The sequence below is a fragment of the Modestobacter sp. SYSU DS0657 genome, from assembly GCF_054050925.1.
Genome location: NZ_JBJHAG010000001.1, coordinates 76,777 through 97,151 on the forward strand (window position 1 = coordinate 76,777; position 20,375 = coordinate 97,151).

Sequence of the window (20,375 nt, forward strand, 5' to 3'; positions counted from 1 at the left end):
GGTCAGGACCCCGCGAGCAGCCCCGCGGCCGGCGCGATCACCAGCACCGTGCCGGCCAGCAGGAGGCCGGCCAGCAACGGGACGGCGAGCGGCCCCTGCCCCTGCCGTTTCCGCCATGCGGCGACTCCGGCGACCAGCCCGGTGACGGCCAGCGGTGCCGCGACCAGCGCGGCGTAGGGCATCAGCTCCCACAGCAGCGTGAACGCGAAGTAGAGCCCGATCCCGACCGCCAGGGCCACCACGAGCTCACCGACGAACCTGATCCAGGCCAGCACGCCCTGCGGGCCGCTCGCCGGTTCGACGTCCGCCTCGCCCGGCACGGCCGGCTGCGGGCCGGTGCGGTGCGCGCCCGTGCGGCGCTCACCGGTGGCCGGCGCACCCGACGACGTCTGCAGCGCCGGGATGGCCGCCGTCGACGGCCCACCCGGCACGCTGCCGGTGGCGGGCGCCGGTGACGGGCTGGGCGCCGAGGCGGCCGGGGCCGCGGGTGACGACGGGGCCGCGGGTGACGACGTCGGCTCCGGGGCGACCCGGGCAGGTGCGTCGGTGTGCCGACGCCCCTGCGGCACCGGGGCAGCGGTGGGCCCGGGCCGGCCGGTCACCGGCCCGGAGGCGGCCAGGTCGCCCAGCCCGCTGCCGCGCGGGCGATCCTCGGCCGGGGCCCAGGAGGGGGCGGCCGCCGACGACCCGCCCCGCGGTGTCCCCGGCGCACCGTTGCGGGTCGGGTCGGCCCGGCGCGGGGACTCCACCCGGGCGGGCGCCCGCCCCGCCGCCGGGGACGGTGCGGCCGGGGACTGGGCCCGCGCGGTGACGGGACGGACCCCGGGTGCCGGGCCGGCCGGGCGCCCCGGCGTGCCGGGACGTGGCGACGGCGCGGCGGGCGCCGGCCGCGGGGCGACGGCGGCCGGACGGCCGTCCACGTCCACGGGTGCCGAGCGGCCGGTGGGCGCCTCGTCGGGGCCCCGGCGACGACGACCGGGGCGCGTGCCCTGCTCGCTCTCCAGACCGTGCTCGCGCAGGATCTCGGCCAGCGAGCGGACGCTGTACTCCCCCGACGGCTGCGACATCACGCCCCCTCCAGCGAGTCCAGGCGCCGGAGGATGACCCCCTCGCGCAGCGCCCACGGACAGATCCGCACAGACGGTACGTCCACCGCGCGCATCGCAGCCTGCGCCACGACGGCACCGGCCGGTACCTGGTGCGCGCGTTGCACCGAGACCCCCTGCAACTCGGCCAGCGCGCCGGCCTCGATCCGGGAGACGAAGCCGATGACCTGCCCCAACCCCGTCGCGCTGAGCTCACGCGGCACCCGGAGGCCCGCGGCGTAGGGCGCGGCGCCGGCGAGCCGGGCCAGGGTGCGGAACGTCTTCGAGGTCGCCGCCACCAGGTCGGGCTCACCCGCGGCACGCAACTTGCGCCCGGCCGGGGCGAGCACCTCCTCCGCGTGCGCCTCCAGCTCGGCCAGCGCGGCGAGGTCGGGGCGTCCCCCGGTCTCGGCGTCGGGGAGGAACCGCCGGGTCATCCGCCCGGCACCCAGGGGCACCGAGAGGGCGACGTCGGGGTCCTCGTCGATGCCACTGGCCAGCTCCAGCGAACCGCCGCCGATGTCGAGCACGAGCAACCGGCCGGCGCTCCAGCCGAACCAGCGGCGCGCAGCGAGGAACGTCAGCCGGGCCTCGTCCTCCCCGCTGAGCACCTGCAGCTCCACCCCGGTCTGCTCGCGCACCCGGCGGAGCACCGCGGCCCCGTTGTCGGCGTCCCGGATCGCCGAGGTGACGAAGGCCAGCAGTTCGTCGCACCGCCGGTCGGCGGCCTGCCGCTTGGCCTTCTGCACCGCAGTGAGCAGGGCCTTCTCCCCCGCCTTGGACAGCTTGCCGTCCTCCCCCACGTGCTCGGCCAGGCGCAGCAGCCAGCGGTCGTCGTGCATCGGGGTGGGGTGCGCGCCGCGGTGCGCATCGACCACCAGCAGGTGCACGGTGTTGGAGCCGACATCCAGCACGCCCAGTCGCATGCGGGAGAGTCTGCCGGGTCACCCGCCGCCTACGCTGCGCCGGTGGACTCCAGCACCCCCGCCGACGCCCCGCCCGAGGTGGGGCTGGACTTCCCCCGCGAGTGGGTGGAGTTCGTCGACCCGGCCGATCCCGAGCACCTGGTGCGGGCCGACCTCACCTGGCTGACCAGCGCGTGGACGTGCGTGTTCGGCCGCGGCTGCGCCGGCGTCGTCGCCGGTCGGGCCGAGGACGGCTGCTGCAACCACGGCGCGTTCTTCACCGACACCGACGACCTGGAGCGGGTCGCCGCCTCCGTGGCCGAGCTCACCCCGCTCGACTGGCAACGCCACCCCGGGCAGGCGCCGGCCCGGGACGAGTGGACCGAGCCGGACACGCTGAACGAGCCAGCGCCCGGGGAGGCCGCCGAGGAAGCGCTGCGCACCCGGGTCGTCGACGGCGCCTGCGTCTTCCTCAACCGGCCCGGGCACCCCGGAGGTGCCGGCTGCGCGCTGCACGCGATGGCGCTGCGGCAGGGCCGCCACCCGCTGGAGACCAAGCCGGACGTGTGCTGGCAGCTGCCGGTCCGGCGGGAGCAGGAGTGGGTCGACCGGCCCGACGACACCCGGGTGCTGGTGTCGTCGATCGGTGAGTTCGACCGCCGCGGCTGGGGTCCGGGCGGCCACGACCTGCACTGGTGGTGCACCGGCTCCCCCACCGCGCACGTCGCGGCGCAGCCGCTGGTGGAGACCTACGGCCCGGAGCTGACCGCGCTGCTGGGCGAGGCCGCCTACGCCGAGCTACGCCGGCTGACCGAGGCGCGCCTGGACGCCGGCCTCGTCGCCCCGCACCCGGCCAGCCCCCGGCCGGTGCCCGTCGAGCTGCACCGACGCCGGCCCGGCTGAGACCGGCGTGCCGCCGGCGCGGGTGGCCCGGAAGGTCTGCCGGTAGGCCCGCGGGGAGACGCCGCGACGGCGGCCGAACTGCTCCCGCAGACCGGCTGCGGTGCCGAAGCCGACCAGCCGGGCGATCTCCTCCACCGGGGCGTCGCTGCCCTCCAGCAGCGACTCCGCCGCGGCCAGCCGCTGGGTGAGCAGCCAGGCGTGCGGCGTCGTCCCGGTGGTGGCCTTGAACCGGCGGGCGAAGCTGCGCGGGCTCATCAGCGCGCGGCGGGCCAGCACCTCGACGGTGATCTCCTCGGCGAGGTGCGCCCGGGCCCACTCCAGGACGACGCCGAGCAGGTCGTCCTCGCAGCGGGCCACCGGCTCGTCGATGAACTGGGCCTGGCCGCCGTCGCGGTGCGGGGGCACCACCATGTCCCGGGCCAGCGCGTTGGCCGCCGACGCACCCCACTCCCGGCGGACCAGGTGGAGCATCGCGTCGATGCCGCTGGCCGTCCCGGCGCCGGTGATGACCCGGCCGGCGTCCACGTAGAGCACCGCCGGATCGACCTGCACGCGGGGGAAGCGCGCGGCGAGCTCCCCGGCCATCCGCCAGTGCGTGGTGGCCCGGCGACCGTCGAGCAGGCCGGCGCGCGCGAGCACGAAGGCCCCCGAGCAGTGGCTCACCAGCTGGGCACCACGGTCGTGCGCGGCCACCAGCGCGGCCAGCAGCTCCGGCGGGGAGGGCTGGGTCAGGTCCTCCCAGGAGGTCACCAGGACGATGTCGGAGACGGCCACCCGTTCCAGGCCGTGCTCCACGGTCAGCCCGATGCCGGTGTCGGTCCGGACCGACCCCGGCCGGACGGCGGCGAGCGCGAAGTCGAAGCGTGGCAGCCCCAGGTGACGGCGGTCGTAGCCGAAGACCTCGGCCGCGACCCCCAGCCCGAAGGAGCCCACCAGGCCGTCGGCGACGACGGCGCTCACCACCAGCGGACGGTCGGTCGGCAGCACGGCGACAGCATGGCAGGAAACACGCGGTCCGCGTCACCCCTGCCACTCGTCCGGTGGACCGCAGCGGCAGAGGCTGCGGGCATGTTCCTGATCACCTGCCCCGTCACCCGGACCACCGAGCTGGTGGCCGACCGGCGCGTCCGGTCGGTCGCCAACCACGCGACGCACATCGCGCTGACCGTCGCCTGCCCCTGCGGCGCCGAGCACGTCTACCGCACCGGACGCCGGTGGGAGGCGGCCCGCACCAGGGTGCCGCGGACGGCCACGACCGCCGGCGTCGTTCGAGCTGCGCCGCAGCAGGCACCCGCGTAGCTTCGAACACATGAGCGAAGCGGAGACCGGGCCCGACAGCCCGCGCAGCACCGAGAAGGACCCGTCGGACTGGGTGACCGGCGACGAGCCGGCCACCGGCGCGCAGAAGAGCTACCTGCACACGCTCGCGCGCGAAGCCGGGGAGGACGTCCCCGACGACATCAACAAGGCCGACGCGTCGAAGAAGATCGACGAGCTCCAGGACGAGACCGGGAGAGGTCAGTAGCGGCCGTGCCCCACCCCCAGGCGACCACCACCACCGGTGGTCGCCTGACACGGGGACCCGGAGGGTCCCCTGCCAGGCGACGGGGCCCGCCGCAGGCGGTCGTCCCGGGCGGCGGGCCCGCAGGGTCCACCCCCGGGACGACAGGAACGGCTCAGCGCAAGCCGCCCCGGCACCTGGCGGCGGTTGCGATCCGGAGGATCGCGACCAGCTACGCCTCGAACTTGTAGCCGAGCCCGCGCACCGTCACCAGGTACTTGGGGTTGGCCGGGTCGGGCTCGAGCTTGGCCCGTAGCCGCTTGACGTGGACGTCGAGGGTCTTGGTGTCGCCGACGTAGTCCGCCCCCCAGACCCGGTCGATGAGCTGGCCGCGGGTGAGCACCCGTCCGGCGTTGCGCAGCAGCAGCTCGAGCAGGTCGAACTCCTTGAGCGGGAGGGCGACGGGCTGCCCGTCGACGGCGACGACGTGCCGCTCGACGTCCAGCCGCACCGGGCCGGCCTCCAGCGTGCTGTCGGCCACCGGCTCGGCGTCCGTGCCGCGGCGCAGCACGGCCCGGATCCGGGCGACCAGCTCGCGGGCCGAGTAGGGCTTGGTGACGTAGTCGTCGGCGCCCAGCTCCAGCCCGACGACCTTGTCGATCTCGGCGTCCTTGGCGGTGAGCATGATGATCGGCACAGAGCTCCTGGCCCGCAGCGAGCGGCAGACCTCGGTGCCGGAGAGCCCCGGCAGCATGAGGTCGAGCAGCACGATGTCGGCCCCGGCCCGGTCGAACTCGGCGAGCGCGTCCGTGCCGGTGGCGGCCACGACCGTGTCGTAGCCCTCTCGCCGCAGCATGTAGGACAGCGCGTCGCTGAAGGACTCCTCGTCCTCCACCACGAGCACTCGGGTCATGACCGTCCTCTCCTCGCGGCCCCCGCGGGGCCGTCGTCGTGGGACCCGACCGCGACGTCGTCGACGTCGAGGGGGCGGGCAGGGTGGAGCGGCGGCACGGGCGGCCGCTCGGGTGCGCCGTCGTCCACGGGCTGGTCGATCCCGGCGGCGAGGGGGATGCGCAGGGTGAACGTCGACCCCAGGCCCTCCTCGCTCCACACGGTGACCGATCCGCCGTGGTTGCTGGCGACGTGCTTGACGATGGCCAGACCGAGTCCGGTGCCACCGGTGGAGCTGGCCCGGGACTGGTCGACCCGGTAGAAGCGCTCGAAGACCCGGGAGCGGTCCGAGCGGGGGATGCCGATACCGGAGTCGGTGACGGCGATCTCGGCGAAACCGGAGCGGGCCCGGGCGCCGACCGCGATCGTCGTGCCCGCAGGGCTGTAGGCGACGGCGTTGGCCAGCAGGTTGGTGAGGGCGGTGGCCAGCTGCGCCTCGACCCCGCGGACCACCAGGCCGGGCTGGGCGGCGACGGCGAGCTGGATGTCCTTGGCCGCCGCGGCGGCGCGGGTGCGGTCGACGGCCTCGGCCACGACGGTCGCGACGGCGACCGGCACCAGCTCCGGCATCGGCTCCGCGCCCTGCAGCCGGGACAGGTCGATGAGCTCGCGCACCAGGCGGGAGAGCCGGTCGGCCTCGTGGCTCATCCGGGCGGCGAACCGCTGCACCGTCTCGGGGTCGTCGGCGGCACCCTGGATCGCCTCGGCCAGCAGTGCGAGCGCGCCCACGGGGGTCTTCAGCTCGTGGCCGACGTTGGCGACGAAGTCCCGTCGGACGGCCTCGACGCGGCGGGCCTCGGTGACGTCCTGGAGCACCAGCGCCACCGGCCCGCTGCCGCTCAGCGGTGCGCTGCCCAGCCGGATGCCGTGCACGCCCACGGTGCGGGGGCCCGCGCCGACCAGGTCGCCGGGGAGGGCGACATCGGCCCGGCGGCTGCCGGCGGTCTGGGTCTCCCGGGCCACCTCCAGCAGGCCGGGAACCAGCAGGCGACTGCCCCGGACGATGCCCAGCGCCCGCGCGGAGGGGTTGGCCAGCAGCACCGCGTCGTCGGGGCCGACCACGACGACGGCGGGGTCCATCAGGTCGACCAGCCGGCGGGACAGCGCGGCCTCCTCGTCGGCGCGCGGGTCGACCTGGCCGCGCGGGGGCACCGCGCCCCCCTCGTCGACGGGACGGTGTCGGGCGCGGACCACGGTGAGCGCCAGCAGCAGGCCGGTCGCGAGGCCCGCCACCAGGGCGACCAGCGGTTCCACGGTGCCGATGCTAGACAGGAAGGGCGAGCGCACGGCCGGGTCCGGGGCACATCACCCGTCCGGGCGGGACAGTTCACCGCGGTGTGCCCGGGCGTTCACCTGGCGGCCTCCTGCAGCGCGTGGCACCGTCTTTAGGCTCGTGTGCACACGCGTTCCGACGTCCGCCACGGGCGTCACGAACGGTGGGCGGGGACGCCACGCGCCGAGCAGCCGGGCCACCCGGGCCCGGACCCGGCGCGGCAAGTGGACGGAGGAAGCGTGCTGCGGGAGAGCTACCGCGAGGAACTGGACGACATCAACGCCTGCCTGGTGGAGATGGCCAACTCGGTGGGGTCCGCGATGAGCACCGCGACCACCGCCCTGCTCGACGCCGACGTCGCGCTCGCCGACCTGGTCATCGCCGGCGACGAGCGGATCGACGCGGTGCGCGAGAGCATCGAGGAGCGCTGCTTCACCCTGCTGGCCCGACAGCAGCCGGTCGCCACCGACCTGCGCACCATCACCGCGGCGATGCGCATCGTCGGTGACCTGGAGCGGATGGGCGACCTGGCCGAGCACGTCGCGAAGGTGGCGCGGATGCGCTTCCCGGAGCACGCGGTGCCGCAGGAGGTGCGCCCGGTGTTCCTGGAGGCAGGGCACGTGGCGGAGGGCCTGGTCGCCAAGGCCGGCACGATCATCGCCAAGCGTGACGTCGAGGCCGCGGTCGAGCTGGAGGCCGAGGACGACGTGATGGACCAGCTGCACAAGCAGATGTTCCGCGAGCTGCTGAGCGAGGACTGGCCGCACGGCATCGAGTCCGCGATCGACGTGACGCTGCTGGGCCGCTACTACGAGCGCTTCGCCGACCACGCGGTCAGCGTGGCCCGCCGGGTGGTCTACCTGGTCACCGGCGAGAACTCGATGGCCGCCACGCACGACAGCTGAGCACGCGCGACGAGGCCCTGGAGGCGACACCTCCGGGGCCTCGTCGCGTCTGCGGGTCGGAATCCGGGTGCCCGCCACCCGGCGGACCGGGATGCTCGCCGCATGCCGTTCGTCCCGCCCACCGGTCAGCCGACCTTCCGCGCGCTCGACACCCCACGGGCGCCGACCTCCGACGAGCAGCGGCTGCTGTCCGGGCTCGCCGCGGCCGGGACGACGTCCTCGCGGTGAGCGCGACCGGGCGCAGCCCGGACGGGCACGTCGTCCACGTCGTCCTGCACGCGGTGCACGGCCGGGTGCACGGCCGGGTGCACGAGCTGGAGGTCTTCGACGCCGAGGCCGGGGAGGGCGTGGCCGTCGACCCGGCCGCGCTGACCGGGCTCACCCACCCCAGGGTGGGTGAGCCCGGTCCGGCGGCTACTTCTTGCCCTGGTTCTTGACCGCCTCGATGGCGGCGGCCGCGGCGTCGGGGTCGAGGTACTGACCGCCCTTCTGCAGCGGGCGCAGGTCGGCGTCCAGGTCGTAGCGCAGCGGGACGCCGGTCGGGATGTTGAGGCCGACGACCTCCTCGTCGCCCATGCCGTCCAGGTGCTTCACCAGCGCCCGCAGGCTGTTGCCGTGCGCGGCGACCAGCACCGTCCGCCCCGACCGCAGGTCCGGCACGATCGCGTCGTACCAGTAGGGCAGCATCCGGACGACGACGTCGGCCAGGCACTCGGTGGCCGGGCGCACCTCCGGCGGCAGCATGGCGTAGCGCGGGTCGCCGTCCTGGCTGAACTCGCTGCCGGGCTCGATCGGCGGCGGCGGGGTGTCGTAGGAGCGGCGCCAGGTCATGAACTGCTCCTCGCCGTACTCGGCGAGGGTGGCGGCCTTGTCCTTCCCCTGGAGGGCACCGTAGTGCCGCTCGTTGAGCCGCCAGGAGCGCTTGACCGGGATCCACTGCCGGTCGGCGGCGGCCAGGGCCAGCTCGGAGGTGGCGATCGCACGCTTGAGCACGGAGGTGTGGCAGACGTCGGGCAGCACGCCCTGCTCGGCCATCAGCTGGCCACCGCGGGCCGCCTCGGCGCGGCCCTTCTCCGACAGCGGGACGTCCACCCAGCCGGTGAACAGGTTGGCCTTGTTCCACTCGCTCTCGCCGTGGCGGAGCAGGACGAGGGTCGCAGCGGGGCTCGCGGTCTCAGTCACGCCGCCATCCTGCCCGACTCCGGATCAGCGCGTGAGCAGTGGCCAGCAGACCCACAGCTCGAACAGCGCCGGCGGCACCAGCCCGACCAGCAGCCAGGGGCTCCAGAACCGACGTCCGGCGCCCCAGCGGACGGCGGCGACCATGCCCAGGCTGCAGGCGACCGCCACCGAGCCCCAGAGCGCGAGCGCCCCGGCGTCCGGGGCGAACAGCTGCACGACCAGCAGCTCGACCGCGCACAGCAGCAACGGGTAGGCCAGCGCGGAGGCGGCGACCAGGCCGATGAGCGCCCGGCCCTGCCGGGTCGGCGCCGGTGTCTGGTCCACCATCGCCGCCCACGCTAGCCCGGCAGGGGGAGGATCGGCCCGTGCGTGCGACCGGACGGTGGGCTGCGGAGCTGGCGGCGTGGGCGATCGACCCGGAGCTGCTGGCCGCCGCCCCGGAGTCCCCCTACGGCTTCCCGCCGGGCCTGTTCGGCGCCGACCGCGGCGCGGCGGCGACCCTCGCCGCGGTCCGGGAGGCCGGCCCGGGCAGCGTGCTGGACGTCGGCTGCGGCGGTGGGGCGGCCAGCGTGCCCGCCGGAGCACCGGAGCTGCTGGGCGTCGACGAGTCCGCCGATCTGCTGGCCCGGTTCACCGCGGCGGCGCTCGCCTCCCCGGCGACGACGGTGCGCACCTGGGTCGGGCGGTGGCCGGACGTCGCCCAGCGGGTGCCGCCGGCCGACGTCGTGGTGTGCGCGAACGTCGTCTACAACGTGCCGGACGTCGCCGCGTTCGTCACCGAGCTGACCGCGCACGCCCGCCACCGGGTGGTGGTCGAGCTGACCGACGTCCACCCGTGGACGTCCCTGGGCGGGCTGTGGCGGCACTTCCACGGCCAGGAGCGGCCCAGCGGCCCCACGGCTGCCCTGTTCGCCGAGGTGCTCGACGAGCTGGGGATCGCCGCGCAGCAGCGCACCTGGTCGCGGGCCGACCCGTGGCGCGACGCCCCCGACGACGTGGTGCTGGCCTTCACCCGCCGGCGGCTGTGCCTGCCGGTGGAGCGCGAGCCGGAGGTGGCCGCGGCGATGCGCCGCTCCCCCGACGACCGGCCGCGCACCGCGACCACCTTCTGGTGGCCCGGCGGAGCGAGCTGAGGCCTTCCAGCCGGCCCCGGTCAGGCCATCGCTGATCCGGACATCGCCGGTTCGCCCCTCGTCGAGTCGGTGACGGCGTCGGCGAGCCCGGCGGCGCGGGCGCTGCGGACGGCGGTGGCGACGAGCTCGCCGGCCAACTGCAGCTGCTCGGGGGTGTGCGTCGCCATGACCGCCAGCCGCAGCACACCCTGGCCGCGCGGGACGGCCGGCCAGCCGACGGCGTTGGTGTACACCCCGGCGTCGTGGGCAGCGGCCCAGGCAGCGCGGGTCGGCTCGTCGTCGCCGGTGGGGACGGCGATCACCGCACCGGACCCGGGCAGCGGTGCGGCACCGTGCTCGGTGAGCACCCGGCGCAGCAGCGCCCCGTTGTCCCGCAGCCGCTGCATCCGCTCGGGCTCGCGGCGCAGCACGCGCAGCGCGGCCAGCGCCGCCGCGACGGCCGCCGGGTCGCCGGCGGCGCTGAACACGTAGGGCATGGCGGTGGCCCGGATGCCGTCGGCCACCGCGCGGGAGGTCAGCACCGCACCCCCGACGCTGGCCAGCGACTTGCTGAACGCGACGGTGACCGCATCGACCCGGTCGAGCACCCCGGCCACCTCGGCGGCACCGCGGCCGTGCTCCCCCAGCACGCCCAGGCCGTGCGCCTCGTCGACGACCAGCCGGGCACCGAACCGCCGGCACATCCCGGCGAGGGCGGCCAGCGGCGCGGCCTCCCCGCTCATCGAGTAGACGCCGTCCACGACGACCACGGCACCGGCGTCGGGCGCCAGCCGCGCCAGCCGGCGCTCCAGGGACGGGACGGAGTTGTGGGTGAACCGCTGCACGGTGGCCCGGCTGGCGGCCGCCGCGGCGTGCAGGCTGGCGTGCGCGTGGGCGTCGACCAGCAGGACGTCGCCGGGGGCGCCGGCACTGGCCAGCACCGCCACGTTGGCGTTGACGCCGGCGGAGGTGAGGACGGCGTCCTCGGTGCCGTAGTGGTCGGCCAGCTCCTCCTCCAACGTGAGGTGCAGGCGGGTGGTGCCGTTGAGCACCCGGCTGCCGGCGGCGCTGGTGCCGTAGCGGCGCAGCGCCGCGACCGCGGCCTCGACCACCTGCGGGTCACCGGCCAGGCCGAGGTAGTTGTTGGTACCCAGGTTGATCCGGGCCCGGCCGTCGTCGAACACGGTGACCGGTTCGGGCGCCCCGCCGGTGGGCACCGAGTGGGTCGCCCGCCCCTCGCCGGCGTGCCGCCGCATCACCTCCGCCCGCGGGCTGTCCAGCAGCGGGGCGAAGGCGTCACGTCGGGCGGGCGGGGCGTCGGGCACGGGGACTCCGGGTGGTCGGCGCGGTCGTGGGTGGCCGCGGTCCCCCGACCCTGGCGTTCGACACGCTCCGTGGTCAACGGGTGTCACACGGTCCCCTCGGGGGTCACCTGACCGGGCGTGGGCGGGGTCACTGGTCGACGCAGCGTGCGCGCCGGTCCACCCGTGCAGACGCCACCGGGTGACACCCGGCCGCGCTTCAGGGGCCGGTCAGGCGGGCGGCCGCCGCGTGGGGTCGGCGAAGGCCGCGAACGCCTCCAGGTTGCGCAGCGACTCCCCGCGCTTGACCCGCCACTCCCACTCCCGGCGGATCGAGCTGCCGAAGCCGATCTCCAGCATCGTGTTGAAGTGCTCGTCGGCGTAGGTGAGCACCGAGCCGAGGACCCGGTCGATCTCCTCGGGGTTCACCGCGTCGTGCCCGAGGGTGCCGGTCAGGTAGATGTCGCCGACGCTGTCGATCGAGTACGCGACCCCGTACATCCGGGCGTTGTGCTGCAGCAGCCAGGCCCACAGCCGCTCGCGGTTCTCGTCGGGCTGGCGGCAGACGAACGCCTCGACCCGGAACCCGTGCGCGCCGATGGTGAGCCCGACCAGGGTGCGCAACTTCTTCACCCCGGGGAGGGTCACCACGAAGCGACCCGTGCCCGGGTGCTCGTACTCCAGCTCCGCGGCGCGCAGGGTCTCCTCGACGACCCCGTCGAGCTCCGCCACGCTCCGCCGGCTCATCGGCCCGCCGTGCCTCCGGAGAGCAGCCGCACCGCGTCCGCGCTGCGCGGCCGGGCGAGCGGCACCGGCCGCCGGGCCATCTCGGCCATCGCCGCGGCGTAGCCGTCGACGAGCGAGTCGACCGTGCGGTCCCAGCTGAAGGCGGCGGCGTGCCGCCGGGCGCCGGCGGCGAGCAGCTCACGGCGCTCGAGCACCCGGGTGATCGCGGCGGCGTAGTCGTCGGGCTCGCGGCCGGTGACCAGCAGGCCGGAGACGCCGTCGTCGACCGCGGTCGGCAGGCCCCCGACCCGCGCGGCCACCACCGGCGTGCCGCAGGCCTGCGCCTCCAGCGCCACCAGGCCGAAGGACTCGTTGTGGCTGGGCACGACGGCGACGTCGGCCGCGCGGTAGTGGTCGGCCAGCTGCGCCGGCGGCTGCGGCGGCACGAACCGGACGACGTCGGTGACGCCCAGGCGCACGGCCAGCTCCTGCAGCCGCTGCGGCTCGGCCAGCCCGGATCCGCTGGGTGCGCCGACCACCAGCACCTGCAGCCGGGCGCGCAGCGCCGGGTCAGCGGCGAGCATCCGGGCGGCGGCGTGCAGCAGCATGTCCGGGGCCTTGAGCGGCTGGATCCGCCCGACGAACAGCAGCACGACGGCGTCGGCGGGCACGCCCACCCGTTCCCGGGCGCGCTGGCGGTCCCCGGGCCGGAAGGTGCGCAGGTCGACCCCGGGGGGCACGACCAGGGTGCGGCGCGGGTCCGCGCCGTAGAAGTCGACGAGCTGGCGCGCCTCCTCGGCGGTGTTGGCGACCATCCGGTCGGCCTCGGCGACGACCTGCTCCTCGCCGATCACCCGGGCGCGCGGCTCGGGCTCGTCGCCCTCGGCGAGCGCGGCGTTCTTCACCTTGGCCAGGGTGTGCGCGGAGTGCACCAGCGGCACGCCCCACCGGTCCCGGGCCAGCCAGCCGACCTGGCCCGACAGCCAGTAGTGGGAGTGGACGACGTCGAAGTGCCCCGGCTCGTGCTGGGCCTCCTCGCGCAGCACGGCTGCGGTGAAGGCGCACATCTGGGCGGGGAGCTCGTTCTTGCCCAGCCCCTCGAACGGGCCGGCGCTGACGTGCCGGACGGTGACCCCCGGGCTCATCTCGACCACCGGCGGCTGGTCGCTGGAGGTGGCGCGGGTGAAGACGTCGACGGCGATGCCGCGCTCGGCCAGGCGGCGGGACACCTCGACCACGTAGACGTTCATCCCGCCGGCGTCCCCGGCGCCGGGCTGCTCCAGCGGGCTGGTGTGCACCGAGAGGGTCGCCACCCGGCGCGGGAGCACCCGGGCCGGGGAGTTGCGCCACAGGACGCCGGGGCGACCGGGCCGTCGACCAGGCACGGTGCCACCTCCGCTCGGGCGTGCGTGGCGCCCGCGGCGGACACCCTGTCGGTGGTTCAGTCTGCAACAAGGCCAGGATGGGCACATGTCCAGCCCTGCTGCGCCCTCCCCCGCACGAGTGCCCTTCCCCGGCTCCGGCCGGGTCGCCGTCGTCACCGGCGCCTCCAGCGGGATCGGCGCCGCGACCGCGGAGCGGCTGGCGGCCGAGGGGTTCGACGTCGTGCTGGCCGCGCGCCGGCTGGACCGGCTGACCGAGCTGGCCGCCCGGATCGGTGGCCGCGCCGCGCAGCTGGACGTGACCGACCCCGCGTCGGTCACGGCGCTGGCGGCCTCGCTGGACCGGGTCGACGTGCTGGTGAACAACGCCGGTGGCGCGTTCGACGCCAACCCGGTGGCCGAGGCCGACCTGGGCTCCTGGGAGCGCACCTACGACGTCAACGTGCTGGGGCCGGTGCGGCTGACCAAGGCGCTGCTGCCGGCGCTGCAGGCGTCCGGCGCCGGCGACCTGGTGTTCGTCGGCTCCACCGCCGGGCTGGTCAGCTACGAGGGCGGCGCCAGCTACACCGCCGCCAAGCACGGCGTGCACACGCTGGCCGAGACGCTGCGCCTGGAGCTGGTGCACGACCCGGTGCGGGTGATCGAGATCGCCCCGGGGATGGTGAGGACGGAGGAGTTCTCGCTCAACCGCACCGGCAGCCAGGAGAAGGCCGACGCCGTGTACCGGGGGGTGCGCCAGCCACTGGTGGCCGAGGACGTCGCCGACGTGATCGCCTGGGCGGTCACCCGCCCGCACCACGTGAACGTCGACCTGCTCGTCGTCCGGCCCCGCGCCCAGGCCGCCCAGCACAAGGTCGCCCGCGACCCGGAGTGATCGCCGCCGGGGCGATTCGGCCGGTCCGGCCCTCCCGTGGGTCGGGGCGCCGCGGATCCGGGCGGGGGACCGGGGTCCTGGGCGCTTGTGCTCTGCTCACCAGGGGTGAGCAAAGCACAAGCCCCCACCGAGCACCTTCGGGCGCGGGCAGCCGGGAGTGGTCGGAGTGCGCTTCGATGCGGGTCCGTCCGGGAGGCTGGGGCATGTCGTCCGAGCAGGTCACCGTTCGGCCCGCGGAGCCCGCCGACCATCCCGCGGTCCGCGCGCTCTACGCCCGGCTCGGGTACGCCGAGGAGCAGGTCACGCTGACCCGGCTGCTCCCGTGAGCGGGCGCTGGGGTGCGGTGGCCGCCGGCAGGCTGGTGGGGCGTCACGGTCCTGCTGCTCTGGGGACTCGGTGACGTGCGCGCCGGCTCAGTGCACGAGCTTGAGCCCGACGACGCAGCCGACGATGCCGGCCAGCAGCAGCACCCGGACCACCGAGACCGGCTCGGCGCCGGTGAGCATCGCCCAGCCCGCGGTCAGCACGGCGCCGATGCCCACCCACACCGCGTAGGCCGTGCCCAGCGGCAGGGTGCGCATGGCGAACGCCAAGCCGCCCATGCTCCCGGCCAGGGCGACGGCGAAGACGACGCTCGGCACGAGGCGGGAGAAGCCGTGCGAGCGGTCGAGGGCGGTGGCCCAGACGGCCTCCAGCGCGCCGGATACGACGAGGACGAGCCAGGCCATGACCACTCCCGGAACGCCGTCTTGTCGCTGTCCGGGTACGGCGCCGCTCGTCCGGGAGCTCCGCTGCGGGCTCACTCCCACGTTCGCACGGACCCGCCGACGCAGCCACCAGGACGGCGGTCAGACGGGTTCCCGCGGGAGGGGTCGACGCACGGCGTCACCGAGGGCACCCTCGCGGCATGCACGGAGACGGTCGTGAGACGAACCAGTACTCCCCGGCCGGCACGGTCGGGAAGCTGGGCGAGCTGACCGGTGGCTGGGTCACCAACCCCCGGGGCCGGCAGCGCGCGCTGCGCATGCTGCTGTGGCTGGCCGTCACCCTCGCCGTGCTGACCGCACTCGCAGTGGGGCTCGCCCTCCTGCTCGAGTGAGCCGACGGTCAGGCGCTGTGGTCGCGCAGCAGCTCGTAGGCGGCGGCCACCTGGGCCTGGTCGGCGGAGGTGCCGGCCGAGGCGGTCAGCGCCTGGGCTGCCTCGACGTCGGCGCGGAGCAGGTCACCACCGTTCAGCAGCCGGGAGATCAGCCCGGCCAGCGCGCCGTCGGCCTCGACCCGGGCCAGCCACGCCTGCATCGCCCCGGGGCCGCCCCCGGCCGGCACCGCGGGCGCGCGCAGCGTCTCGTACAGCCCCCCGAGCCGCCGGGCGTCGTCCGGGCGCACGCTCACGGGCGCACCGGCTCGGGCACCAGCGTCACGCCGAACCGGTCGCGCACCGCGTCGACGACCCGCCCGGCGAAGGCCATCAGCTCCGCGGAGGTGGCGCCGGGCTCGGTGGTCAGCGCGAGGCTGTGCCGCGGCGAGGTACCGACCCGCCCGTCCCGGGTGCCCTTGCCGAAGCCGGCCGACTGCACCAGCCAGGCCGCCGACAGCTTGACCTGCTCCGCGCCGTCGGCGCCGATCCCGGCCGGCCAGCTCGGGCAGCCCGGCACCGCGGCGGCCACCGGCACGATCGGGTTGGTGAAGAACGACCCGGCGCTGCGGGTGTCGGGGTCGGCCGGGTCCCAGACCATGCCCTTGCCGCGGCGCAAGCCGAGCACCGCCTCGCGCACGGCGGTCAGCGGCGCGGTCTCCCCCAGCTCGACGCCGAGGGTGCGCGCCAGCTCCGCGTAGCTCACCGCGCCCGAGTGCGCCGAGGGCCGCAGCGCGAAGGTCACCGCGAGCACGACGTGGGCACCGGGCTGGGCCTTGAACCGGCTGTCCCGGTAGGCGAAGCCGCACTCCTCGGGACCGAACACCCGCTCGGCGCGGGCGGCGCGGTCCCAGGTGCGCACCGAGGTGATCAGCGCGGCCACCTCCTGGCCGTAGGCGCCGACGTTCTGCACCGGGGTCGCGCCGGTCGAGCCGGGGATGCCCGACAGCGCCTCCAGCCCGGCCAGCTCCTGCGCCACGGTGGCGGCGACCAGGTCGTCCCACGGCTCGCCCGCCTCGACCTCGAGCTCCACCTGCTCACCGGCGTCGCGGCGGGCGACGCCGCGGGTGCGGACCAGCACCACGTCACCGGGCCAGCCGGCGTCCGGGCCGATCAGGTTGGAGCCCCCGCCGAGCACCAGCAGCGGGCGGCCGGCGTCGTCGGCGTCCCGGACGGCGGCGACCAGCTCCTCCCTCGTGGTGACCTCGACCAGGCGGTCGATCGGGCCACCGACCCCGAGGGTGGTCAGCTCCGCGAAGCGGGCGTCGCGGCGTACCTGCACCCGACCACCGTAGTGCGCCCCGCGGCTAACCTCGTCCACCGTGAGCGACCACACCCAGCGTGCGTCGCTGCCGCCCGTCCGGAAGGCGCCCCGGCTGGCCGCCGGCCGCGCCCGGGCCCTCGGCCTGCCGACCCGCGGCACCACCAACGCCAACCGGCTGCGCCGGGTCGACCGCTGGCTGGTCGCCACCCAGGTCGCGCGGTTGCGGGACGCCGCCCGCCCGCTGGTCGTCGACCTGGGCTACGGCGCCTCGGCGGTGACCACCCTGGAGCTGGCCGAACGGCTGGCCCCGGAGGTGCCCGGCCTGGAGGTGGTCGGCCTGGAGATCGACCCGGAGCGGGTGGCCGCGGTCGCCGAGCACCGCGACCCACCGCGGGTCGACTTCCGGGTGGGCGGGTTCGAGCTGGCCGGGCTGCAGCCGGTGCTGGTGCGCGCGTTCAACGTGCTGCGCCAGTACGACGAGGAGTCCGCCGCCCGCGCCTGGGACACCATGCGCGCCGCGTTGGCCCCCGGCGGGCTGCTGGTCGAGGGCACCTGCGACGAGTGGGGACGGCGGGCGACCTGGGTGGCGCTGGACGAGGACGGCCCGCTGACCCTCACCCTGGCCGCCCGGGTCGCCGAGCTCGAGCGCCCGTCGGACCTGGCCGAGCGGCTGCCCAAGGCGCTGATCCACCACAACGTGCCCGGCCAGCCGGTGCAGGCCTTCCTCACCGCCTTCGACGCCGCCTGGGCCTCGGCCGCCGGGCTGTCCGCCTTCGGCCCGCGCCAGCGCTGGGCCGCGGCGGTGGAGGCCCTGGCCGAGCAGGGCTGGCCGCTGGTCGCGCCGACCCGCCGCTGGAGGCACGGCGAGGTGACCGTCCGCTGGTCCGCCGTCGCGCCCACGTGAGCCGGCGGGGACGCTCCCGGGACGACCGCCCCACCCTCACCGCCCTGCCCGGGCCGGTGGAGGTCGGCGGCGGGACGGCCGAGCTGCTGGCCGACGCCGACCGGGACGGCGCGTGGGAGCTGCACCTGGACGGTGTGCCGCAGTCGCACGTCGACCTCGGCGACCCCACCCACCTGGAGTTCGAGTACGTCCGCCGGATGGGGCACGTCGTCGACCTGGTCGCGCCCGCGGGCGAGCCGCTGGACGTCGTCCACCTGGGCGGTGGGGCGCTGACCCTGGCCCGGTACGTGGCCGCGACCCGGCCCGGTTCCGCGCAGCGGGTGATGGAGCTCGACGAGCGGCTCACCGACCTGGTCCGCGCCCGGCTGCCGCTGCCCCGGGGCGCGCGGGTCCGGGTGCGGGCGATCGACGCGCGGGCCGGGCTGGCCGCGCTGCCGGACGCCAGCGCCGACCTGGTGCTGGTCGACGTCTTCGCCGGCGCCCGCACCCCGGCGCACCTGACCACGGTGGAGTTCGCCACCGACGTCGCCCGGGTGCTCCGCCCGGGCGGCACGACGGCGTGGAACGTCTCCGACGGCCCGCCGCTGCGCTTCGCCCGGACCGAGGCCGCGACGCTGGCCGCGGTGTTCGGGCACCTGGCCCTGGTCGCCGAGCCGAGCACGTTCAAGGGCCGCCGGTTCGGCAACCTGGTCGCCGTCGCCTCCGACGGCGAGCTGCCGGTGGCCGAGCTGACCCGCCGGTGCCTGGCCGACCCGATGCCCGCCCGGCTGGTCACCGGTGACCTGCTGCGGACCTTCGTCGGGCAGCAGGCGCCGGTCACCGACGCCGACGCGCAGCCGTCGCCGCAGCCACCGGCCGGCGTCTTCGGCTGAGGCGTCCAGCCGGGGACGAGGGGCTGCACAGGTCGTGCCGGGGCCCCTAGGGTCGGTGCATGACAGCTCCTGCATCCCGCCGCCTGACCCGCGACTCCCGCCACAAGGTGATCGCGGGGGTGTGCGCCGGCCTGGCCCGGCGGTTCGGCCTGTCCCGCAACGGCCTGCGGCTGGCGTTCGTCATCAGCTGCGTGCTGCCGGGCCCGCAGTTCATCGCCTACCTGGCGCTGTGGGTCGTCATGCCGTCCGACCGCGGGTACTGACCCGCCGGTTCACCAGCTGGTGTCGTTGCCGCCCCGCCGCAGCCCGCGCACCGCGGGGCGCACGTCGACCAGGTAGACGACGGCCGCGATCACCGCGGGCAGCCCGAAGAGGCTCAGCGGGCCCATCCACCAGAGCGCCAGCGCGGAGATGCCGGTGATCGCCATCCAGCCGGGCTTGGTCAGCTTGCCGGCCGCCACGAAGGCCGCCGTCGGGCGGATGATCGCGTCGACGAAGGCCCACAGCGCGAGCGCCAGCGTGCCCAGACGGACCAGCTCGTAGACGAACCCGTCGAAGCCCATGCCGCAGAGGATAGGCGTCCCGGAGGCGCTCCCGGTGGGTCGACCCACGCCCCGGCGGGCTCCTGCCCCTCCCGGGTGAGACGGCACCGCCCCGGCGCCCGCGTCGATCGCGGGCGCCGGGGCGGCGTGGGGCTGCCGGGCCGGCGTGCTCAGCCGGCGTCGTCGCTCTTGGCCGGGACGGCGAGCGGGTCCGGCACGGGGGTGGTGCTCTCCACCGCCGTGCCGCGCTCGGCGCTCGCCTTCTTCGCGGGCGCCTTGCGCGCGGTCGCCTTCTTCGCGGGCTTCCCGGCGGTCTCCTCCGTGGCCGTCGCGGAGCCGGCGCGGACCCGCCGCTTGGTGGTCTCGGCGGCCTCGGCGGTCTCGGCGGCGACGGTGTCGAGCGCGTCGTCGGCGCGGGCCGCGGACTTCTGCGCGACCGAGGTCACCTCGTTCGACGCGGCGTCGACCGTCTCCTGCGCGGTCCCGGCGGCCTCGGCGACGGCGCCCTCCACGGTGTCGACGGCCTGCTCGGCCCGCCCGGCGAACCGCTGGAACGTCGGGCCGACCAGCGTCGCACCCCGATCGGCGAGCTCGCCGATCGTGGTCAGCGCCTGGGTGCGGGCGGTCTCGACGAGCCCGGTGACCGTGCCGATGACGGTGTCCGGCCGCACCGTCGCGGCGGCGTCGACCGCCGCGGTGCGGGCCTGGGCGGCGGCGACGCGGGCCTGCTCGGCCGCCGCGGCAGCCTGCTCGCGGGCCTGCGCGGCGCGGACGCGGGCCTCGGCGGCGGCCTGAGCGGCACGGGCGCGGGCCTGCTCGGCCCGGGTGCGGGCCTCCTTGCCGGCCAGGTCGGCCTGCACCTGGGCCTCGCCGGGCAGCGCCTCGGTGCGCGAGCGGAACTGGCCGACGACGGTGCGGGCCCGGTCGACGGCGACGTCGCCGGCGCCGAGTGCGGCCAGCAGGCCGGTGCGGCCGGTGTCGACGAGGGTCTCGCCGTAGTGCTTCAGGGTGTCGGTGCGGCTCATGCCGTCTCCTCCTGGGGTGACTGGGTGGGTGGCTGGGGGGCGGGCGGGTGGGGCACCGGGGCGGTCTCCGCCTGCTCGCGGGCGTGCTCCCGGGCGTAGGTCTCGTAGAGCTCCAGGAGAACGGCCCTGTGCCGTTCGGAGAGCGCCGGATCGGCGCGGATCGCCGCGACGGTGCCGGCGGTGCCCGACCGGCGGTCGAGGAAGCCGGCCTGCTCGTAGAGGGTCTCCGCGGAGATCTTCAGGCCCCGGGCGATCTGGGCCAGGATCTCCGCCGACGGCTTGCGCAGCCCGCGCTCGACCTGGGACAGGTAGGGGTTGCTCACCCCCGCGGCGCGGGCCAGTTCGCGCAGCGACACCTGGGCGGCGCTGCGCTGCGTACGGATGAACTCGCCCACGTGGGACCCCACGTTCCCCGGCACGTGGCCGGCCTCCGCCGCGGCCGAGGTGACCGTCTCGCGGACAGCGCTCACCTGCTCGCGGACGAACTCCGTGGGACGGGGCACCGTTCCACCGTAACCAGCAGTGCTAGCTCT

The 20,375-nt window shown here is 76.1% G+C and carries 29 protein-coding genes and 1 riboswitch; of the genes, 13 read left to right on the forward strand and 16 right to left on the reverse strand.

Translation table 11 applies throughout. The features are described from left to right. Positions 1–2 precede the first annotated feature (2 nt). Positions 3–1,067: a hypothetical protein gene (locus ACI79A_RS00385; protein ID WP_457078729.1), complete on the reverse strand. Its 1,065-nt coding sequence runs from the start codon at positions 1,065–1,067 to the stop codon at positions 3–5. After that, entirely contained in the window at positions 1,067–2,011 is a 945-nt protein-coding gene (locus tag ACI79A_RS00390) for a Ppx/GppA phosphatase family protein (protein WP_457078731.1), read from the reverse strand. Before ACI79A_RS00390 ends, ACI79A_RS00385 begins: the two co-directional genes overlap by 1 nt. Before the next feature lie 42 nt (positions 2,012–2,053). Here ACI79A_RS00390 and ACI79A_RS00395 point away from each other — a divergent pair, with 42 nt between their 5' ends. Then, the gene (locus tag ACI79A_RS00395) at positions 2,054–2,893 is read left to right on the forward strand and encodes a hypothetical protein (protein WP_457078733.1); all 840 of its coding nucleotides are present in this window, start codon (positions 2,054–2,056) and stop codon (positions 2,891–2,893) included. Here ACI79A_RS00395 and ACI79A_RS00400 read toward each other — a convergent pair. After that, the gene (locus ACI79A_RS00400; protein WP_457078735.1) at positions 2,789–3,880 is read right to left on the reverse strand and encodes a helix-turn-helix domain-containing protein; all 1,092 of its coding nucleotides are present in this window, start codon (positions 3,878–3,880) and stop codon (positions 2,789–2,791) included. The genes ACI79A_RS00395 and ACI79A_RS00400 overlap by 105 nt on opposite strands. An 81-nt stretch (positions 3,881–3,961) precedes the next feature. On the opposite strand from ACI79A_RS00400, the gene ACI79A_RS00405 reads away from it, so the two are divergent. Further along, the gene (locus ACI79A_RS00405) at positions 3,962–4,192 is read left to right on the forward strand and encodes a hypothetical protein (protein ID WP_457078737.1); all 231 of its coding nucleotides are present in this window, start codon (positions 3,962–3,964) and stop codon (positions 4,190–4,192) included. 10 nt (positions 4,193–4,202) lie between these two features. Further along, complete coding sequence (locus ACI79A_RS00410; RefSeq protein ID WP_457064044.1) at positions 4,203–4,418, forward strand: DUF3072 domain-containing protein; 216 nt, start codon at positions 4,203–4,205, stop codon at positions 4,416–4,418. Positions 4,419–4,626: 208 nt separating this feature from the next. On the opposite strand, the gene ACI79A_RS00415 is transcribed toward ACI79A_RS00410, so the two are convergent. Further along, positions 4,627–5,307 (reverse strand): winged helix-turn-helix domain-containing protein, encoded by a 681-nt coding sequence (locus tag ACI79A_RS00415; RefSeq protein ID WP_457078739.1) that lies wholly within the window; start codon positions 5,305–5,307, stop codon positions 4,627–4,629. After that, entirely contained in the window at positions 5,304–6,599 is a 1,296-nt protein-coding gene (locus ACI79A_RS00420; protein WP_457078741.1) for a sensor histidine kinase, read from the reverse strand. The genes ACI79A_RS00415 and ACI79A_RS00420 overlap by 4 nt, the downstream gene beginning before the upstream one ends. A 258-nt stretch (positions 6,600–6,857) precedes the next feature. Between ACI79A_RS00420 and phoU the strand changes: the two genes are divergently transcribed. The 3 genes from phoU to ACI79A_RS00435 all read left to right on the forward strand — a co-directional run bounded on the left by phoU (position 6,858) and on the right by ACI79A_RS00435 (position 7,960). Further along, positions 6,858–7,523, forward strand: coding sequence for a phosphate signaling complex protein PhoU (gene phoU / locus ACI79A_RS00425; protein WP_457078743.1), 666 nt, complete (start codon positions 6,858–6,860; stop codon positions 7,521–7,523). A gap of 102 nt (positions 7,524–7,625) precedes the next feature. Beyond that, positions 7,626–7,751, forward strand: a complete 126-nt coding sequence (locus ACI79A_RS00430) for a hypothetical protein (protein WP_457078746.1) — start codon at positions 7,626–7,628, stop codon at positions 7,749–7,751. Next, positions 7,748–7,960, forward strand: a complete 213-nt coding sequence (locus tag ACI79A_RS00435; protein ID WP_457078748.1) for a hypothetical protein — start codon at positions 7,748–7,750, stop codon at positions 7,958–7,960. Before ACI79A_RS00430 ends, ACI79A_RS00435 begins: the two co-directional genes overlap by 4 nt. Here ACI79A_RS00435 and ACI79A_RS00440 read toward each other — a convergent pair. Then, positions 7,938–8,705, reverse strand: a complete 768-nt coding sequence (locus tag ACI79A_RS00440) for a phosphoglyceromutase (protein WP_457078750.1) — start codon at positions 8,703–8,705, stop codon at positions 7,938–7,940. The genes ACI79A_RS00435 and ACI79A_RS00440 overlap by 23 nt on opposite strands. Positions 8,706–8,729: 24 nt before the next feature. After that, entirely contained in the window at positions 8,730–9,032 is a 303-nt protein-coding gene (locus ACI79A_RS00445; RefSeq protein ID WP_457078752.1) for a hypothetical protein, read from the reverse strand. A gap of 38 nt (positions 9,033–9,070) precedes the next feature. On the opposite strand from ACI79A_RS00445, the gene ACI79A_RS00450 reads away from it, so the two are divergent. Next, positions 9,071–9,838 (forward strand): class I SAM-dependent methyltransferase, encoded by a 768-nt coding sequence (locus ACI79A_RS00450; RefSeq protein ID WP_457078754.1) that lies wholly within the window; start codon positions 9,071–9,073, stop codon positions 9,836–9,838. Positions 9,839–9,858: 20 nt separating this feature from the next. On the opposite strand, the gene ACI79A_RS00455 is transcribed toward ACI79A_RS00450, so the two are convergent. The 3 genes from ACI79A_RS00455 to mshA all read right to left on the reverse strand — a co-directional run bounded on the left by ACI79A_RS00455 (position 9,859) and on the right by mshA (position 13,229). Beyond that, positions 9,859–11,142 carry an aminotransferase class I/II-fold pyridoxal phosphate-dependent enzyme gene (locus ACI79A_RS00455; RefSeq protein ID WP_457078756.1) on the reverse strand — a complete coding sequence of 428 codons (1,284 nt, stop codon included), beginning with the start codon at positions 11,140–11,142 and terminating at the stop codon, positions 9,859–9,861. A gap of 207 nt (positions 11,143–11,349) precedes the next feature. Then, a complete protein-coding gene (locus ACI79A_RS00460; RefSeq protein WP_457078758.1) occupies positions 11,350–11,865 on the reverse strand; it encodes a YbjN domain-containing protein in 516 nt (171 codons plus the stop codon). Then, positions 11,862–13,229, reverse strand: a complete 1,368-nt coding sequence (gene mshA / locus ACI79A_RS00465; protein ID WP_457078760.1) for a D-inositol-3-phosphate glycosyltransferase — start codon at positions 13,227–13,229, stop codon at positions 11,862–11,864. Before mshA ends, ACI79A_RS00460 begins: the two co-directional genes overlap by 4 nt. Before the next feature lie 85 nt (positions 13,230–13,314). On the opposite strand from mshA, the gene ACI79A_RS00470 reads away from it, so the two are divergent. Both ACI79A_RS00470 and ACI79A_RS00475 read left to right on the forward strand, forming a co-directional pair. Then, positions 13,315–14,100, forward strand: a complete 786-nt coding sequence (locus tag ACI79A_RS00470) for an SDR family oxidoreductase (RefSeq protein ID WP_457078762.1) — start codon at positions 13,315–13,317, stop codon at positions 14,098–14,100. A 203-nt stretch (positions 14,101–14,303) separates the two neighbouring features. Next, positions 14,304–14,426 carry a hypothetical protein gene (locus ACI79A_RS00475; RefSeq protein WP_457078764.1) on the forward strand — a complete coding sequence of 41 codons (123 nt, stop codon included), beginning with the start codon at positions 14,304–14,306 and terminating at the stop codon, positions 14,424–14,426. Positions 14,427–14,513: 87 nt separating this feature from the next. On the opposite strand, the gene ACI79A_RS00480 is transcribed toward ACI79A_RS00475, so the two are convergent. Next, positions 14,514–14,828, reverse strand: a complete 315-nt coding sequence (locus ACI79A_RS00480) for a DMT family transporter (protein WP_457078767.1) — start codon at positions 14,826–14,828, stop codon at positions 14,514–14,516. Positions 14,829–14,838: 10 nt separating this feature from the next. Beyond that, positions 14,839–14,904, reverse strand: a riboswitch (guanidine-III (ykkC-III) riboswitch). Between the two features lie 103 nt (positions 14,905–15,007). Between ACI79A_RS00480 and ACI79A_RS00485 the strand changes: the two genes are divergently transcribed. Next, positions 15,008–15,199, forward strand: a complete 192-nt coding sequence (locus ACI79A_RS00485) for a hypothetical protein (RefSeq protein ID WP_457078769.1) — start codon at positions 15,008–15,010, stop codon at positions 15,197–15,199. An 8-nt stretch (positions 15,200–15,207) separates the two neighbouring features. Here ACI79A_RS00485 and ACI79A_RS00490 read toward each other — a convergent pair whose 3' ends face one another. Further along, positions 15,208–15,492 (reverse strand): hypothetical protein, encoded by a 285-nt coding sequence (locus ACI79A_RS00490; protein ID WP_457078771.1) that lies wholly within the window; start codon positions 15,490–15,492, stop codon positions 15,208–15,210. Further along, entirely contained in the window at positions 15,489–16,517 is a 1,029-nt protein-coding gene (locus ACI79A_RS00495; RefSeq protein ID WP_457078773.1) for a UDP-N-acetylmuramate dehydrogenase, read from the reverse strand. The genes ACI79A_RS00490 and ACI79A_RS00495 overlap by 4 nt, the downstream gene beginning before the upstream one ends. 40 nt (positions 16,518–16,557) lie before the next feature. Between ACI79A_RS00495 and ACI79A_RS00500 the strand changes: the two genes are divergently transcribed. From ACI79A_RS00500 to ACI79A_RS00510, 3 genes are read left to right on the forward strand one after another with little or no spacing between them, the layout of a single operon-like run. Then, positions 16,558–17,403 carry a class I SAM-dependent methyltransferase gene (locus tag ACI79A_RS00500; RefSeq protein ID WP_457078775.1) on the forward strand — a complete coding sequence of 282 codons (846 nt, stop codon included), beginning with the start codon at positions 16,558–16,560 and terminating at the stop codon, positions 17,401–17,403. Beyond that, on the forward strand, positions 17,400–18,275 hold the full coding sequence (locus ACI79A_RS00505; protein ID WP_457078777.1) for a spermidine synthase: 876 nt from the start codon (positions 17,400–17,402) through the stop codon (positions 18,273–18,275). Before ACI79A_RS00500 ends, ACI79A_RS00505 begins: the two co-directional genes overlap by 4 nt. Positions 18,276–18,334: 59 nt before the next feature. Continuing rightward, positions 18,335–18,538 carry a PspC domain-containing protein gene (locus tag ACI79A_RS00510; protein ID WP_457078779.1) on the forward strand — a complete coding sequence of 68 codons (204 nt, stop codon included), beginning with the start codon at positions 18,335–18,337 and terminating at the stop codon, positions 18,536–18,538. A 9-nt stretch (positions 18,539–18,547) separates the two neighbouring features. Here the strand turns inward: ACI79A_RS00510 and ACI79A_RS00515 are convergent, their stop codons facing one another. The 3 genes from ACI79A_RS00515 to ACI79A_RS00525 all read right to left on the reverse strand — a co-directional run bounded on the left by ACI79A_RS00515 (position 18,548) and on the right by ACI79A_RS00525 (position 20,345). After that, on the reverse strand, positions 18,548–18,838 hold the full coding sequence (locus ACI79A_RS00515; RefSeq protein WP_457078781.1) for a DUF2516 family protein: 291 nt from the start codon (positions 18,836–18,838) through the stop codon (positions 18,548–18,550). A 149-nt stretch (positions 18,839–18,987) separates the two neighbouring features. Then, positions 18,988–19,842 (reverse strand): hypothetical protein, encoded by an 855-nt coding sequence (locus ACI79A_RS00520; protein WP_457078783.1) that lies wholly within the window; start codon positions 19,840–19,842, stop codon positions 18,988–18,990. Continuing rightward, positions 19,839–20,345, reverse strand: coding sequence for a helix-turn-helix domain-containing protein (locus ACI79A_RS00525; protein WP_457078785.1), 507 nt, complete (start codon positions 20,343–20,345; stop codon positions 19,839–19,841). Before ACI79A_RS00525 ends, ACI79A_RS00520 begins: the two co-directional genes overlap by 4 nt. Positions 20,346–20,375 lie beyond the last annotated feature (30 nt).